The sequence below is a fragment of the Acidobacteriota bacterium genome (assembly GCA_033549365.1).
GTDB lineage: Bacteria > Acidobacteriota > Aminicenantia > Aminicenantales > Saccharicenantaceae > JAWSUF01.
On record JAWSUF010000020.1, the window covers coordinates 1 to 16455 of the forward strand.

11 protein-coding genes are annotated in these 16455 nt (G+C 46.8%); 7 read left to right on the forward strand and 4 right to left on the reverse strand.

What is annotated here, in order from left to right; genetic code table 11:
• The coding region (locus tag SCM96_15095) for a hypothetical protein (protein ID MDW7761952.1) at positions 1–226 on the reverse strand (226 nt) is incomplete at its 3' end.
• Between SCM96_15095 and SCM96_15100 the strand changes: the two genes are divergently transcribed.
• From SCM96_15100 to SCM96_15110, 3 genes are all read left to right on the forward strand, one after another.
• Positions 219–1421, forward strand: coding sequence for an AAA family ATPase (locus SCM96_15100; protein MDW7761953.1), 1203 nt, complete (start codon positions 219–221; stop codon positions 1419–1421). The two genes, SCM96_15095 and SCM96_15100, sit on opposite strands and share 8 nt — an antisense overlap.
• Positions 1422–1664: 243 nt before the next feature.
• On the forward strand, positions 1665–3869 hold the full coding sequence (locus tag SCM96_15105; protein MDW7761954.1) for an alpha/beta fold hydrolase: 2205 nt from the start codon (positions 1665–1667) through the stop codon (positions 3867–3869).
• A gap of 91 nt (positions 3870–3960) precedes the next feature.
• The gene (locus SCM96_15110) at positions 3961–6054 is read left to right on the forward strand and encodes a GWxTD domain-containing protein (protein ID MDW7761955.1); all 2094 of its coding nucleotides are present in this window, start codon (positions 3961–3963) and stop codon (positions 6052–6054) included.
• A 7-nt stretch (positions 6055–6061) separates the two neighbouring features.
• Here SCM96_15110 and SCM96_15115 read toward each other — a convergent pair whose 3' ends face one another.
• The 3 genes from SCM96_15115 to SCM96_15125 all read right to left on the reverse strand — a co-directional run bounded on the left by SCM96_15115 (position 6062) and on the right by SCM96_15125 (position 11816).
• Positions 6062–6466, reverse strand: a complete 405-nt coding sequence (locus SCM96_15115; protein MDW7761956.1) for a hypothetical protein — start codon at positions 6464–6466, stop codon at positions 6062–6064.
• Between the two features lie 57 nt (positions 6467–6523).
• Positions 6524–9022 carry a prolyl oligopeptidase family serine peptidase gene (locus SCM96_15120; protein MDW7761957.1) on the reverse strand — a complete coding sequence of 833 codons (2499 nt, stop codon included), beginning with the start codon at positions 9020–9022 and terminating at the stop codon, positions 6524–6526.
• A gap of 79 nt (positions 9023–9101) precedes the next feature.
• On the reverse strand, positions 9102–11816 hold the full coding sequence (locus SCM96_15125) for a carboxypeptidase regulatory-like domain-containing protein (GenBank protein ID MDW7761958.1): 2715 nt from the start codon (positions 11814–11816) through the stop codon (positions 9102–9104).
• A 168-nt stretch (positions 11817–11984) separates the two neighbouring features.
• On the opposite strand from SCM96_15125, the gene SCM96_15130 reads away from it, so the two are divergent.
• The 4 genes from SCM96_15130 to SCM96_15145 all read left to right on the forward strand — a co-directional run.
• Positions 11985–12965: a GntR family transcriptional regulator gene (locus SCM96_15130; protein ID MDW7761959.1), complete on the forward strand. Its 981-nt coding sequence runs from the start codon at positions 11985–11987 to the stop codon at positions 12963–12965.
• Between the two features lie 153 nt (positions 12966–13118).
• Positions 13119–15251 (forward strand): sialidase family protein, encoded by a 2133-nt coding sequence (locus SCM96_15135; GenBank protein MDW7761960.1) that lies wholly within the window; start codon positions 13119–13121, stop codon positions 15249–15251.
• 179 nt (positions 15252–15430) lie between these two features.
• The gene (locus tag SCM96_15140) at positions 15431–15853 is read left to right on the forward strand and encodes an AAA family ATPase (protein MDW7761961.1); all 423 of its coding nucleotides are present in this window, start codon (positions 15431–15433) and stop codon (positions 15851–15853) included.
• A gap of 308 nt (positions 15854–16161) precedes the next feature.
• On the forward strand, positions 16162–16455 hold a 294-nt coding region (locus SCM96_15145), incomplete at its 3' end, for an IS21 family transposase (GenBank protein ID MDW7761962.1).

The following is a 16455-nucleotide window of genomic DNA, read 5'->3' on the forward strand; positions in this document are numbered from 1 at the left end:
GGAAGCTGTTGGCCTCGTAGACCTCAAAAATCTCGCGCCGCAGGTCGTCGAAGGCCTTATCCCGGAACAGATGGTCCCGGTGGTATTCGCGATACGCCTCTTCCTCCATGTCGAAGTACTTGGCGACGGTTCGGGGATTAAGCTCCAGAGCTTGGCCGATCGCTGCCTTGGAGAACCCCTGCCGCTTCAACTCCTGAACCTTTTTGAACATGGCTTTCTTGATCATTCCGGCTCCTGTATGGCTTTTTCCCCCAACCATACAGGAGTTCTCAGACCATGGGAATTCCATTTACCGCGCATATGGTATTTCTGTTTACCATTACCCTAGCATTTCTGTTTACCACTACCATGGCATTTCAGCTTACAATTTCCACCAGTTCGAGACGCTCGCCTGCGTCATCGACAACGACGTCGTCCTCGTCTGCGGCGGCGCGGGCACGGGCAAGACGCTCCTGGCCCGGGAACTCGCCCTCCGCGAAGCCGGCGCGGGGCGCAGCGTCCTCCTGCTGACGTACACGGAGGCGCTGGGCTTCGAGCTCGCCGCCGAACTCGAGGGGCGGGGGATCGCCGTCCGGCCCGTCGCGAGATTCGCCCTCGACAGGCTGCGGCGGAGAGGGTTCGACGGGGAGGAACGGCGCGAACCGGAGTTCTGGGACCGGGTGACGCGGCGCGCCGCCGCATCGAGGCGCCTCTGGCGGGACTGCGTCTTCGACACGGTCATCGTCGACGAGGGCCAGGACTTCGGCCGGGACGAGTGGAAGATCGCGATGCGCTGCGCGGGGAAGGCCCGGCGCGTCTGGGTCTTCGCCGACGAGGGGCAGGCCTTCTGGAGCGGGCGGAAGATCCCGGCTGCGATCGGGAGGGGCGCGGTCAAGTTCACCCTCAGGCGGCCCTACCGGTGCCCGCCGGCGATCCAGGCGCTCGCCGATGGGTATGCCGGGAAAACGTGGGATGATGGGGCGGTCGCCGCCGGGGTCAAGGATGGCACGGTGAAGATCGTCGTGTGCGGGGACGGGGAGGCGCTGGTGCGAGAGGCTGTGGAGGGCGAGATCCGGGCGCTTGCGGGCGAGGGGATCGGCGCGGGCGACATCGCCGTCCTCTCGCTCCGGGGGATGATGTATCCAGGAAACATCATGCACGCCGGTGAGCTTGGCGGGTTGCGGGCTGTGGCGGCGACGGAGTTGGGAGAGAGGGGAGGGGCGGCCCGGGAACGGATCGTCTGCGATACGTTTCTGCGCTACAAGGGCCTGGAACGCCCCGTGGTGATCGTCGCTGACGTCGACGCCGGCGTCGAGAAGTATACGGTGCGGATGAACATCGCTGTCAGCCGGGCCTTCGGGGCGCTGAGGGTGGTTGTGGGGAGGCGGGAGTTGGAGAGGGATGAGGTGTTAAGGGGGGTTGTGGATAAATGTCTGTGTTGAAGATCGGCCGTGACTATTTTTATCAGAAGTTGACCAGACAGGTGTCCCGGAAAAATGCTTATTTTGGGCTTACTATTGAATAAGGCAAGCTTTCAATATTTGTGTATTTTTGTTACTATTAATAAAGAATTCTATTACTAGGGAAAAGTTGATTTATAATCAGATCTCCCGAAAAATACTTAATGCTCATTTCCGCCTTGGGTTTTTGATATTCAAAGAATCAATTTCTGCAGGAGGTAGAACGTGTCAGCTTCAAAACATTTTCTAAAAGTTTTTGGATTGGTCTTGGCTGTTGGCTGTCTCTTCTCAGGTCTATATTCAGAGATATCCGAACCCAAATTAACACTTGAGAATTTTTGGACATTGCGCGGTTTATCGTCTCCTAAATGGTCACCTGACAGCAGCCGCATCGCTTTTACGCTTTCTCAGCCAGAGTCTGACTCCAGCGAAATTCTGACTGTCGATTTAGATGGCCGTATCCATAGGTTCAATGAATACGAGATAGGTGAAGGAGAGGTGGCCAGAAAACAGTTTGGATTCATGGTAGGACTACTGCCCGAGCCCTGGACACCTGACGGAAAAAGAATTCTTTATCTAAGTCGTGGCAATATTCACGCCTTAGAAGTAGAGACCGGCAAGAGCGAAACTCTTGTTCAATTGGGAGGGCGATCCAAGGGTTATACCCCGCAAGTGTATTTCAATGGCCCCGATCCCGTTCTTTCACCAGATGGGACTCGTATGGCGTTCATCAGGGAAAGCGAACTCTGGGTTCTTGATATGAAGAAAGGGGCTATCCGGCAGTTAACCACAATACATCCTGAGGGTTGGCACAGTCTTCAACCCATGTGGTCACCCGACAGCCGTCGCATTCTTTTTACTTCACAAGCGATCGATAATCAACGTCCGTTCCCGTTTTTAGACTTTTCAGGAACCGTGATTGACGTTCACTTAGGGCTAATTGGCACAGGTCGCGTTCGGATCGGCATAATTTCCGCGGATGGTGGAGAAACTCTGTGGATAGGACCGCAAAACGGCATTGCTTACTCATTACGCGGAGGCAGCAATGCTTTTTGGTCTCCTGATGGGCGGACGATAGCTATCAATCGCATCTCCCTCGACCATACAATGCGGGAGATTATTCTTGCGTCTCCCGATAGTGGAGAGACACGGGTTATCTGGGAAGAAAAAGTCGATCATTGGATTTCTCCCCTGGCGATATGGCTCCGTTGGGCTCCGGACTCTTCGAGAATTCTATTTACATCCGAAAAGGACGGGTGGAATCATATGTATGTTCTTCCCGTCGCCGGAGGCTCTCCCAAGCAGATTACCTCAGGAGCTTTCACAGTTACAAGTAATCAGGTCTATGACCAATCAGAGACAACTCCGGATTGGTCAATCGACGGAAAAACGATTTACTTTCCGTCCAACGAAGCGGGAACTCCGGAACGTCATTTGTATGCCGTGTCTTCTTCCGGCGGCCCCAGAAAGAAAATCGTCGGATTAAAGGGTTTAAATGTATCCTCAACCATATCTCCTGACGGGAAACATATTGCTTTTCTGCATAGCAATCCAACAAATCCTCCTGAGATGTATCTTGAATCGATTGAAGGAGGTCGCCAAATAAGAATAACTGATCTGGCAATTCCGATTCCGCTCAGGGAATACAGGTGGATTAGTCCTCAGATTATATCATTTCCCAACAGAAGTGATGGTACGGTGATCAAAGCAAGGCTCCATGTCCCCGAAAAAATTGATCGATCGAAAAAACACCCGGCGGTGATTTATGTCCATGGTGCTGGATATAATCAAAGCGTGTTTTTTGGCTGGCAAGGGCTTGACCGCCTGGCCTTCAATCATTATCTTGCACAAGAAGGTTATATCGTTTTGGACGTGGATTTTCGGGGCAGTGCAGGATACGGTGCAAAATTCCGGGTAGATGTCTTTGATCGGCTCGGTGACATAGATCTTGACGATGTCCTCAGTGGAGTTGAGTATCTTCAGTCACTGGGTTATGTTGACCTGACCCGGATTGGAATCTGGGGACATAGTTACGGTGGTTTCATGGTGTGCAGCGCCATGTTCCGCGCGCCGGAAGTATTTGCAGCTGGGGTCGCAGGGGCCCCTGTCACGGACTGGGAGAGATTTTATTACTTGGCACCTGGATATAATGAAGAGCATCTCGGATTTCCATGGGTCAATCCGGAAGGGACTTTAAGGGCTTCACCCCTTACATATGCAAAAGATCTCAAACGGCCTTTCCTTTTATTGAGCGGAGTTCAAGATGTCATGCATCTCGACTCTGCGGCGTTGGTCAATGAACTTCTTAAATACCGAAAATCCTTTGACTGGTATTTCTACCCCAATGAACCCCATGGAATGCGTCAGCCCCAATCGCGCGAGGACTACTATCGTCGGATTGCGCATTTCTTTTCGCGACATCTAAATTGAATTTGGTTTAATAGCGCGTAAGATTAATAAACGAATTGGCCTAAGTCTAATAAATGTTGTGATTTTGAATTTGACTGCCAAGGAAAAAGACATGCAACATTATCGAGTCAAACTATCTTTCGGTTTCTCTCCTATTACACATCCCTTTCATTTGATTCGCTTTTTAGCCGTATTATTCATATTCACAGGCCTTTGTTTTCCCCATCAGGAAAGCATTGCACCGGGTATCGTTGATTATGAGAAATGGCTTGAGGAAGAAGTCGTTCATATTATCACTCCTAGAGAGAAAAAGACATTTCTTCAACTTAAGACTGATCAAGATAAAATGCTGTTTATCAAATCGTTCTGGAAACATAGAGATCCTTCTCCTCATACGGAGAAGAATGAATACAAGGAGGAACATTACAGGCGCGTCATTCACGCCAATAAGCAGTTCGGTTATGGAAGCTCTCTGCCTGGATGTAAAACCGATCGAGGGAAAATCTTTATCCTTTTAGGCCCGCCCCATGACGTTCAATCATTTGAGGCGTACTCATCGATCCGTCCCACCATAGTTTGGTTCTATCAAGGCATGAATGAGACAGGGCTTCCCGATGCATTTTCAATAATCTTTTTCAAGGCACATCATGTGGGTGAATTTAAAATCTATAGCCCCACACTTGATGGCCCTCAAGCTTTGCTTTCATCCGGAAGCTTTTTGGGAACGGATTCGCGTTCGGCCTTTCAGACACTCCTAAGGGTTGCCCCAAGTCTAGCCAGGATTTCGACTTCATTAATACCCGGCCAAACACTTGATATGGAATCATCTCCATTGGCATCCGATAGTCTTTTAGCCAATATCAACAGCCTTCCATTAAACAGGGTTAACGATGAGTATGCAGAAAAGTTTCTTGTTTATAAAGACATCATTGATGTCGAATATTCCGCGAACTATTTTCATAATGATTCCTTAGTGCGGGTATTTCGGTCACCCGTCGGTTTTTATTTTGTTCATTATGCCGTGGAATTGGATTATCATGAGCCATCTGATCAGGATAATTCGATTTCACCGGAATTGATTATCAACGGAAATATTACGAACCAGGATGGACGTAGTATTTATCAATATGAAAGCTCTGTCCCTCTCATGCCCGGAGAAAATCTGCCTAATTCTGACGAGAGGACCAGGATCAGCTATCAAGATATGTTTCCCTTAATTGAGGGCAGATATCATTTTTCACTCATCCTCCGAAATGAGATCACCAAAGGATTCACATCGCTGGAAAGAGAGCTGGAAATACCTTGGACTTCTATGGGAAGACTGAGTGATTTGATTTTATGTCACAATGTCAATATGGACACTCCTGTGAACGAAAGCCGGGCATTTCAAATAGGCAACATGCAATTATTTATCTCGGCTCAACCTGTTTTTTCTCCTCAGCAGGAAATATTTTTCTTTTTTCAGATCAATAATTCCAAAGAAGACCCTGAAATTGTTCACTCATACCAATGGACTTTGTTAAGAGAGAATGTGGAAGTTGAGAAAAAAAGAAAAGAATATATCGATGTCGACCATGAATATGGAATTGTTGAAAAAATTCCGAGAGAGCAGCTTTTTCCAGGCCATTATTTATTGGGAGTCACATTGTATGACAAAGATGGAAATGAGATCTGTTCAAAAAAGAAAGAGTTTCAGGTTTCATTTCGAAATGTTCCCAGGCCGACCATTTATTCAACATCATTTCCTCCTTTTGATAATGCCATTTATGCGGCTCTGCTTGGAAATCAATACTTGGCGCAAGGAGAACTAAAAGAAGCCGAGCCTCTCCTGCAACAGGCATATATAAAAGATTCTTCATCCTTGATCAATGCTCTTCCTTATGGGCGGCTCTTGATGAACCAAAAAAAATATTCCGAGGTTCTTGAGGTCCTGTCGCCATTTATGCAGGAAAATGTTCAGGATGTATTGGATCTTGTTGCCAGAGCCCATCACGTCCTCGGACACTTTGATAAAGCCATCGCTCTTTATCGTGAGTATTTAAATAGGTTTGGACAGAATTCTGTCGTGTTGGCTTTGTTGGGGGATTGTTACTCTAGAACCGGCAACCTTAAGGAAGCAATTAAAGCGTTGGAAATTTCCCTATCCATAGACCCAACACAAGAAAAAGTCAAGAGGCTTCTCGAGTCCATTAAAAACGATCGATGAATTGGGGCTATTTGGATTTTTTCCCGACAGTTGTTCCGCTGTGGAAACCTTCTTTATCCGTGATATGGAAAGTCCCAAAGACATTTCGGCAATCGTCATGGAACATGTAGATTCCTTGTCCTTGAGCTTCATCTAATTTCCATTCATAAATCAAGCCATTGGCGACTCTTTTGGCTTCAACTTTAAGCTTTCCCCAGTGAAGATAATGAATTCCTTCGTTGGAGGTGACTATGAATTTGTGTCCTTGGGTTTGTGTCCCGGCCTTTTTGCCTATTTCATAGTTGGCAACATAGTCATACGATCCTTCAATGACCGGAACATTTTTATCACCCGATGCTAAAACGACAACAACTGAAACAAGAATGAGCAATGTGGCGATCAAGAATCCTTTGTGCCGGCAGGAATTGAACATCGAATCCCTCCTCAAAAAAACATTAGGAAAGCAATCAGGTAAGCAATGACTCGAAAGCTATTTGAGTCTTTCCTCCCAGCTTTCAGGTTCTCCTCGTAGGTACTTATCGAACCATTCTAACCTGATTTTTTCGTTAAGCATCCTGTTGGAGAATGAGGACAGACCATGTCCTTCACCCAGCCAACGAATCTGGACGACATCTTTACCCTGGACTTTCAATGCCGAATACATCTGATCGGATTCGGTCAGTTGACACCAGGGATCGTCCGTTCCCTGCATAAGAAGAATGGGGGTTGTCACTTTGTCGGCATTGAAAACCGGGGAACGATCCACATAAACATCTTTCCGATTCCACGGATACACACCGGGAAGTACGATTTCCCCGTAGTTGGGTTGTCCCAGAACAATAAAAGAGTAATTCAATGTGTTGCTGATAACGCCCGTGGCAATGATTGTTGAGAATAAATCGGTTTGGGTGGCTAAGGAGAGACCCTCGAATCCGCCATAGCTGTGTCCAAAACCTCCGATTCTGGCGGAATCAATATAAGGCTTGGCCGCCATTAAGGCCTGGACGCCATCGATAATATCAGGTCCCGATACCGTCCCCCACTCGTCAAGATGAGCGTCTGCAAATTCCTGACCGTATCCCCAAGTCCCTCTCGGAGTGAGCGTAAAAACAACATACCCATTTGCGGCCAACCAATGGTTGATTACGCCAAACTGGCCGCCTTCCATACTCTGGCTTTGAGGGACAACGCCCCCGTAATAGGAAATGATTGTCGGATATTTTTTTTGGCTATCGAAACCAGGGGGCAGATAGATCCACCCATCAAGCTTGGTTCCGGTCCTGTTCTCAAATGAGAAGAATTCATGTCTTGCCAGTGTTACATTCTTGAGAAATGTCCTGCCTTTGTCCCAGTATTCTGAAATTTCACCAGTCCCGAGATGATAAGAAACAAGCCGGGAAGGTCGTGATAATTCGCCCACCTTGAGCAGGACATTGTGGCTGTCAAATGCCCCAAAAATTGCTTGAATATTAACAAATGGGAGGGATATCTCAGAAAAACCATCTAGATTTTCCGAGAATTTGTACAGTCGATGAACAGTCCGATCAAGGGCAATGAAATATAGACAATTATCTTTTCGATTCCACCAAAGAGAATTAACGGACGGCGTGAACTCGGGCTTTAGAATATATCGATCATTGGCCGTATGGATATCCCAGACTTTAATACCCTGGTGCCATCTGCTGTGGATGTTGTCACTTGCCGTTCTTGGAATCTCATAATATGGAGCTACCGCGGCCAGATATCGAGAATCAGGGCTCCATGTCAATTGTTGAACCATTGCAGTGTTGATAGTTGAAACGATCTTAAGTTCCTTGTTTAATAAATCGACAAGATGCATTTCCTGCTTACTATAGGGATAACTGGCAATGGGTGTCTCACGGATAAAAACGACTTTATTTCCATCCGGTGAGACAACCGCATCCTTGCACCAACCATACGGATTGAGGCCTCCACTGATCATATGTCTTGTTCCGGTTTCTATCGAGGCCATCCATAGAGACACTCGGGATTTCCAACCTTTCCAGCGGTCAAAGAAATTGTCAACCAAATCATAGGGCTTATCGTTTTTGGAGGGTTCGGAGGTGACATAAGTCAAAAACCGGTTGCCCGGCATCCAAGTGATTTGGGAAAGCCCCTTAATTCCTGAGAGTGATTTGAATGTCTTTTCATTCTCGAGGTCAACAATCCATAAGTCGAAGAGATCTTGTTCCGTTGATACGGATACGGCCAATTGCGCATTCGTTGTTGCCCAAGCGAACGAAATTGGTTTTCCAGGGAGCGCTAACGATCTGAATATACTGCCACCTGGGACATTGCGTATTTCTAAATTCCCGTTTGAATCCAATACGGCTGCCAAAGATCCGTCCCACGAAAGCTTCACATCTCGAAGCTGAGGAAGAGTTAAGGCTTCAATAAGAGAAAGAGGGTGTGTTGGATCCGTCGAAAATATTGGAGGTGTCGATAAAAAGGCGTTATCAATTTCTAGACCGATTTTGAAATCGGAAACCGGAATATCCTTCCGATAAACGACAACCAGACGATGAAGACCGCGGGTTAATGTGAGATTGATTCGCTTTTCTCCACCTACGAATTCACCATCAAAAAAAACCCTAAACGGAGATACCCCATTAATGACGAGTGTCGATTTTTGCCAACGAGGCACATCAATATAAGTGACAGCAAGAATGAGCCAACAGCCCTCGCTCTTTTTTAAATCCAGATTGCCTTTTGGAGCCCGTGTCTTTTGAAAAGAAGTTATCTCTTTTGGACTCCAAGCGAAATCCATGCCTTCTTCAGCCCAAAGTGTATCCAAATTGATGAAGAGATGTTCTGCAAGACTGAATTCATTTTTGTCTAAAGGGGGTGGGGATATTTTTATTCCCGTTGTAAGCCAATTCTCAATGGGAATTTCAGCTGAAACGGCATGAATTGAGAGCGAAAGAACTGACACAAAGACAAGAATAAGGGGGAAAATTTTTTTTGACATTTCTTCTCTTCTCCTTAGCAGGAATCCCAAAAAAGAAAGCCCCCTCTTTCTGAAAAGAGGGGGCTTTCCAAAAATAAGTTCAGAATCGAAGAACGAAGCCGATTTGGAATCTTCTAGCAGGTGCGGTGGCGGCGGGTTGCATGAATCTTACTCCTGCCGTTCTCGCTCCGTAGTAAGACGTATAGTTTTCAATGTTAAACACATTGAAAACGTCGAGCTTGATTTCAGCATTGACTTGCGTAATCTTCAACTTGCGGCTAATGCTAAGGTCAAGGTTGTAGTATGGTTCGCCGCGAAGATTATTCCTGCCGTAAGGCCTGGCATTCGTAAGTCCCGTTCCATATAGATCGATACCGTAGGTTTCTGTGTACGGAATGCCTGAGTACGCTTGGGCAATTCCGGAGAACTGCCAATCTTTAAGAATTATGTTTTTGGAAGGAGATCTAACAAAAAATGCCAGTTTAAGGAGATGGGGTCGATGCTGGGCTCCGGGACCTTTATCATCCTCGATATTCCGGCTGTCCTGAGGCAGACTCCAGGGATTCAACATGTCCGATGTTTTGGAATATGTGTAGGTCAGAAGAAATGAGTAATTGATGTCCCGTCTTTCCAATTTAAAGTTTAAAGCACTATACCAGCTGCGACTCTCATTCCCCAATCGCTGAATAGTCCGGAATCCATTGGGCACAGGTGTTGTCGGTCTTGTGGCATCTGCTTCTGTTCTTGTTCTAGCCTCGGTGGTTGATTCAGGGGCATTGATATCCAGGACACTGAACCCATCTATGACTGTCATGTAGACAGCATCAATGCCTACGCTCAATCTCGGAAGTATTTCCTGTTGGTATCCAATTGTCGCCTGGACGCTGTATGGGTTTTTCAAATTTTCATCAATCTCCCAAATATCTCTAGGAGGAAGTGTGGCTCCGGGAGGAAAGCTCGGAAGGCTGTTCGGGTATGTGGGGAACAATTGATCTGTCGGTGAAAGTGTCAGGTATACAAGGCCTTCAGGACCGAAAAATGCGCCTCGAGTGAAATGGTAACTAAGATGCTGCTGGGAAAAAGTGCCGAACCCGGCCCTCAATACGGATTTCCCATTCCCAAATATATCAAATGCGGCACCCATCCTGGGCTGGATTTTTTTCCAATCAACTGGAGCATTGTATCCCTTGACATTCCAAATTTTCTCGATATCCCACCTTAATCCGAGTGTCAAAGCAAGGTTATTATTGACAGACCACTCATCTTCAAAAAATAGGGCCCCGACAAAGTCCTTGGAGTTGACCGTGTTAAGACTGGGATCGAGAGCAAACCCCTGAATATATAGAAACGGGTTTGGGTATTGGTCAGGTGAGCCGGCGAAGTAATAGAGTCCGTAAGGATAAGGATTCATAATCTGTTCTGCGGAAATATATTTGAAGAATCCTCCGAACTTGAAGAAATGATTTTTCCTAGCAAATGTATATTTCTCAAAAAGCTCCCAAGTCAATTCCGGTGTAACGCCAAATCCGTCTCCGTAAAAAGAAGAGCCTCCTGTCGTGGCCCATGCCGTTCTCTGCTCAGAGGGTTGCCCCGGAAAGCTGGTAAGGGCTTTACGAAGATCATAATAGCTGGCAACTTGAAAACGAAGTTCGTTAACGGAGTTCTCCGATATGGTCTTAACCCAACCCACGTTTCCTGTATGGACATAAGTGACATAGGTGTCGCCTTCCCCGGGGATATTCAGCCCTCCATATTCATTCCTCCAGTCAAAAATATCATTGCTGTATCTCAGGGAGAGATAATCTTTTTGTGACAACTGATGGTCAATTTTTAAAAATGCCATGTGTTGGTCTTGGTCGTTTGGGACGGTTTGCCCGAAAAACTGAGGAGCAGTCACCGTGTTAAAACTCCGCTGGCGACGGTATTCGTAACTTAGGAAGAAATGTGTTCGGTCTTTTTTAAGAGGGCCACCAAGAGTGAAACCTATCTGCTGTTGATCGAAGGGCGCCTTTGTTTTTGTCAGGAAATCCACCGAATCCCATTTCCCGGGACGTTCATATAAATAGATCGAACCTCCAACAACATTTGTCCCCGATTTGGTTACAGCACTATTAATAGCGCTCATGCCTTCGCCAAACTCCACTGAGAATTGGTTGGTCATGAGCTGGATTTCTTTGATGGTCTCCATACTGTAGCCGGAATAAAAAGTACGGGCGGCGCTTCTCCACTTCGAAAAATTACTACCGCCATCGACAATATAATTCATTGCCCAATAATGTTGACCGGAAGTGGTAGGCCAATAATCGGAACCGGTAACACCCGGCGCCAAGTGAGTCAATTGGATATAGTTTCTGCCTAAGACAGGAAGAGTTTCGATCAGCTCTTCCGTGATGGCTTGTTGAACGGTTGCGCGTTTTGTATCAACAATTGGAATTTCAGCTTCAACGGTGATTGTTTCAGCAATTTCGCTGACGTCCATCACAATATTGGTGGTGTAAGCTTCGTTGGGTCGAAAAGTCAGCCCGGTAAGAAGATGAGTGTTGAATCCAGGCAGTTCGGCTTGAATTGTGTAACGACCCTGCGTTGGGATACTCCTGAAAGAATATCTTCCATCTGTTCCGGATTGGACGCTTCGGGAAAAACCAGTATCAACATTCTGAAGGGTAACAGTCACTCCCGGCAATGGTGCACCCTCTTTATCAGTGATTGTACCCGCAATGTCGGCTGTAATGACTTGAGCAACAAGAAAAGAGAAAGACACAAGAACTAGAAAAGTGAAGAATGAAAGAACTCTAAAAAATCCGTTTGACCTCATTTTCTTTACCTCCCAGATATTTTGCATATCATCTAAAATATATTCATATAGAATTATGGAATTGTCAAGTATTTTTTTTAGTTGACCTTAATTATTTTTTCATATATATTTATGCCGGGTTTGCAATTGTACTATATATATATATTTATGTATCAATAGGTGGAAATTATGATCAAATGGTTAATTGATAAAAAAAGTAAAATTCCTTTGTATCTTCAGCTCAAAGATCTCATTAAATACTATTTATCAACAGGAAAAATTATTAACAACCAACAACTTCCAGCTATAAAAGATTTGGCAAAAGAACTTCAAATCAATCTCAACACGGTTCGAAAGGCCTATAAAGATCTTGAGTTGGAAGGACTTATATCGATGAAGCGTGGAGTCGGTTCTATTATTACCAATTTGAATAAGAGGCCTGATCTCTCCGTGAAAGACATCTTAGATCCAGATCCCAAAGAATCGCTCCTTAGACTAATGAGGCAGCTATTAAAAAAAGGGATGACCATAAACGATGTGGACGGCCTATTTTCCCAGTGCTTGAGAGAAATATCTTCGAGCCAGAGCAAAGATTATATCATTTTCACTGAATGCAATAAGTCCCAGACTATTGATATATCCGATCAACTAAAAAATTATCTCCAAATCGATGTTCACCCTGTTGATCTTGAAGAATTAGAGGCTTTCCTTGACAGACAAAATCAGTCAATTGGGACATTGTTGGCTATCGTCACAACCGGTTTCCATCTGAATGAAGTTTATAGGGCTATTGGAGTCCGTCCCATTTCGGTATACATGTTAGTTACAAATATGTCGCCCAGTACCAGGCAATCTCTGGAAAAGTCTTGTAAAAACAACAGTTTTGGTTTCATATGTCGAGATTATGACTCTATGATTTTTCTTCCAGATGTCATACGGGCAGAAATTGGGTATCCTATTGATTTAACCAGTTGTGTTTTTTCGGATAAAAATACATTGTTCTCAATTCTTAATAGGGTTGATATCATTTTGGCAACGCCGCCTGTATTCGAGGAAGTCCAACGCATGGCTCCATCAAATAAGCCGGTTTACAATATATTAGATAGAATCGACCCCATTTCGCTTGTACATCTTAAAGATAATCTATTCTTTGCACCATTGAACAAATAGATAAAGCCGATGATTTATTTTGCCGAACTTTTAAGATTGACATGATTGGCCGACACATGAAGATCAATTTAATGAAAACTTCCATGGTAGAAATAAGCGGGGTTTTTATTTGAAACATAGTATGCCAATAAAGATTTTTCTAAGGAGGGAAACATGGAAAAATATGCTGGCTGTATTCCTTTTCAATTATCATCCAGAGGAAGAAAAGGTTCAGGGTTTTTATCAAAGATTTGGCAGATTGTCACAATCGCCTTTATTTTCGTTTTATGTCTCATAATTGGGGGTGTCAATAAAACCGAAGCGACTCAAAAATCCATTGAAAATCCCACGGTAGTCGTTGGACCCAATATTCGGGCGTCGGCCAATGTCATAACCGGATCCAGGAATGAGTGCTGGATTGCCGCCAGTCTCACATCCCCGGATTTTCTCGTTGGAGTTGCGCAGACAGCTTCTTCAGTGGAGAGTCCGGGCATGACGGGACGGGCATGCGCAGTGATGATTTCTCGCAATGGTGGACAAACATGGCGAGAAGTCGTTCTTCAGAATGCCGGGCCGGGAGATTTTGATCCAATGGTTGTCGCTGGGCCCAAAGGCGAGATGTATGTCATGTACTCATACATTGGTAGAGGAACAAGCAGGGATTCGGAAACGTCAATCGGGTCCGGCCAGAGGCAGGAAGGGGTTATCAAAGTGTGGGTTACAACTGACGAAGGACGGAGCTGGAGAGGCCCGACAGAAATTATGTGTCCGCTTCAGCCCGATCACCCACGTATGGCGGTGGACCTGAGTGAGGGGCCAAACCGAGGACGGATTTATATTGCATGGAATGAAGTTTCTGATACGATTGTCAAAGAACGATATCACATTTTTCTTAATTACTCCGACGATTGTGCGAAGACATTCAGTGAACCTATTCTTTTGGAAGTCGATCATGGCGGCAAACTTGTAACGACTGAACCCATAGTTTTATCAGACGGCACTGTTTTAGTGACATACTATCAATACTTCTGGCCGCTTGCTGACCCCAAAAATGATGAGCAACCATTGTATTTAATTAGATCAACAGATGGAGCCAAGACATTTGACAAGCCGAAATTAATCACGCGAATTGGTTCGTCATCTTTTAGGCATCTCAGGAGAGATTTTGGTAGTGCATTCACTCTTCCCATTATTACCGCTGATACATCGCCACAAAGCCGTTTCCGTGATCGAATCTATATTGTATGGGACGATACAAAGACAGGGGAGTCAAATATATGGTTTATGATGTCCACAGATAAGGGACACACATGGTCAGAGCCGTTAAGAATAAATGACAATAAGAAAGCTGAGACTGGGCCAGTCGACTTTCGTATGACTCCTGTTGTTCATGTGAATAAGGATGGAGTGATTGGAATCGCGTGGTACGATCGAAGGGAAGATCCCGCTCGTCAATGCTGGAAATATTATTTCACCACCTCTCTTGATGGAGGATTGAATTTCTTGCCCAATTTGGCCGTCTCCTCAGCTCCTTCATGTCCGGATTCTCAGATTCCCCCCACTATGAATATTTGGAACATCAGTCCTGAGTTTGAAGATACCCTTCCGACGAATGATGATCTAAAGAAGATGTCCCGAACAGAGCAACGTAGATACGAAGAAGTTCTGGCAATTGAAAAGGCTTGGCGTGAAGCCAACAAGAGTCTCGATTCCGCCAGAATCATGGTTAATTTTAATCGTGGTCGTTCTGTATGGTCAGGTCATTACACAGGACTGACATCGGATATTTCAGGATCTTTTCATGCTTTTTGGGCAGACCGAAGAGCCAAACTCCAACAAATTTATTCCGCACGTGTTGAAGTGATGCCCAATCGTCCTTCTCCCCCGCCGGAAACCAGAGAGGTTTTAGTCACGGAATTCGTCCAACTGATTGCCACAGCCGGCAAATTAGAGGATTCCAAGAACACCAGTGCCTTTGAGGTGCAACTTCGAAATGTATCTGATAAAGTCATCTATGGCCCGCTGAAAGTCAGAATTACCAAATTATGGCCCTCGATGAAAGAAAATATCGAAGAGGAAGACAGGGCCTCTTCGTCTGTGATCGTGCTCAATGCGGATTCTGGAGGTGAGGGGGTCGGAGCAACATGGGATTTCTCTGAACAGCTGGGTGGTCAAGGTCGTCTTGATCCGAAATGCATCAGTGAAGCTAAGACTATTCTTATCAGGACCAGCTTTGAAGCTGGATTGGACGGCACACTTGAGTTCGAGGTGATTGGCAGGCTGCCAATAAAGAGGAAGCTGCCCTAGGCTTGATTTTATTGCTTCTTGTTCGACTTAAACAGATCCGTCAATAGGAGGGCTCTCCAAGAATGGATAGCCCTATCAAGTCGGCTACTGATTCCGGTTCAAAACGGATCGTGTCAAGATTCGTTCGCAATGACTGGCTCAATTCAATCTCTTCAGCTAGCCGTTTGAGCCATCAGCTCATGAGCCTGTCCTGCGCCGTCAGGGACCGCGCGGCCCGGCGCGTCCGCCTCGACGGGAACCAGTTCGAGACGCTGGCCTGCGTCCTCGACAACGACGTCGTCCTCGTCCGCGGCGGGGCGGGCACGGGCAAGACGCTCCTGGCCCGGGAACTCGCCCTCCGCGAAGCCGGCGCGGGGCGCAGCGTCCTCCTGCTGACGTACACGGAGGCGCTGGGCTTCGAGCTGGCCGCCGAACTCGAGGGGCGGGGGATCGCCGTCCGGCCCGTCGCGAGATTCGCCCTCGACAGGCTGCGGCGGAGAGGATTTAATGAGGGCCAGGACTTCGGCCGGGACGAGTGGAAGATCGCGGATGAACATCGCCGTCAGCCGGGCCTTCGGAGCGCTGAGGATGGTTGTTGGGAGGCGGGAGCTGGAGAGGGATGAGGTGTTGAGGCGGGTTGTGGAATGGAATATTATAGTGAGCTATGATTAAACCGGACCAGCGCATTGCGTATTCCGAGCGATTCCGGCCAGTCATTCCGACGGAAGCCGGCCACCCGTTCCGAGCGAAGGCGGCCGGCCATTCCGAGTTGAAGCCGGCCACTTTTCGGTCGGAATCGGAATGGGTGGCCGGAATCGCTCGGAACGAGGGAAGGTCATGAAAAAAGCGAGCGGCGACGAGCTTTTCAGGGTAAAGTGTCCCTTCATCTTATCGGGAGAAGGAGACACGAATGCCCGCGGAGAGACTGTCGATGAGGAAAATTAAAGAAACGCTTCGGATGAACGCCTTGGGACTTTCGGCTCGCCGGATCGGGCGCAGCCTGGGTATTGCCAAGAGCACGGTCAACGAGTACGTGAAACGGGCGGCGGCGGCCGGTTTGACCTGGCCCTGGCCGGAGGAATGGGACGAAACGACCATCGAACGGCGGCTGTTTCCGGCCGGACCCCGGCCGGATACGGTTCGGCCTCTTCCCGACTGGTCGGAAACGCACATGGAGCTGCGGAAAAAAGGACTCACGTTGTTTCTTTTGTGGGAGGAGTACAAG

Bases quoted from the DNA above. Each gene is read 5' to 3' on its own strand.
- SCM96_15120 (MDW7761957.1), bottom strand. From the start codon at position 9,022: ATGTCAAAAAAAATTTTCCCCCTTATTCTTGTCTTTGTGTCAGTTCTT.
- SCM96_15110 (MDW7761955.1), top strand. From the start codon at position 3,961: ATGCAACATTATCGAGTCAAACTATCTTTCGGTTTCTCTCCTATTACA.
- SCM96_15135 (MDW7761960.1), top strand. From the start codon at position 13,119: ATGGAAAAATATGCTGGCTGTATTCCTTTTCAATTATCATCCAGAGGA.
- SCM96_15115 (MDW7761956.1), bottom strand. From the start codon at position 6,466: ATGTTCAATTCCTGCCGGCACAAAGGATTCTTGATCGCCACATTGCTC.
- SCM96_15140 (MDW7761961.1), top strand. From the start codon at position 15,431: ATGAGCCTGTCCTGCGCCGTCAGGGACCGCGCGGCCCGGCGCGTCCGC.
- SCM96_15130 (MDW7761959.1), top strand. From the start codon at position 11,985: ATGATCAAATGGTTAATTGATAAAAAAAGTAAAATTCCTTTGTATCTT.
- SCM96_15125 (MDW7761958.1), bottom strand. From the start codon at position 11,816: ATGAGGTCAAACGGATTTTTTAGAGTTCTTTCATTCTTCACTTTTCTA.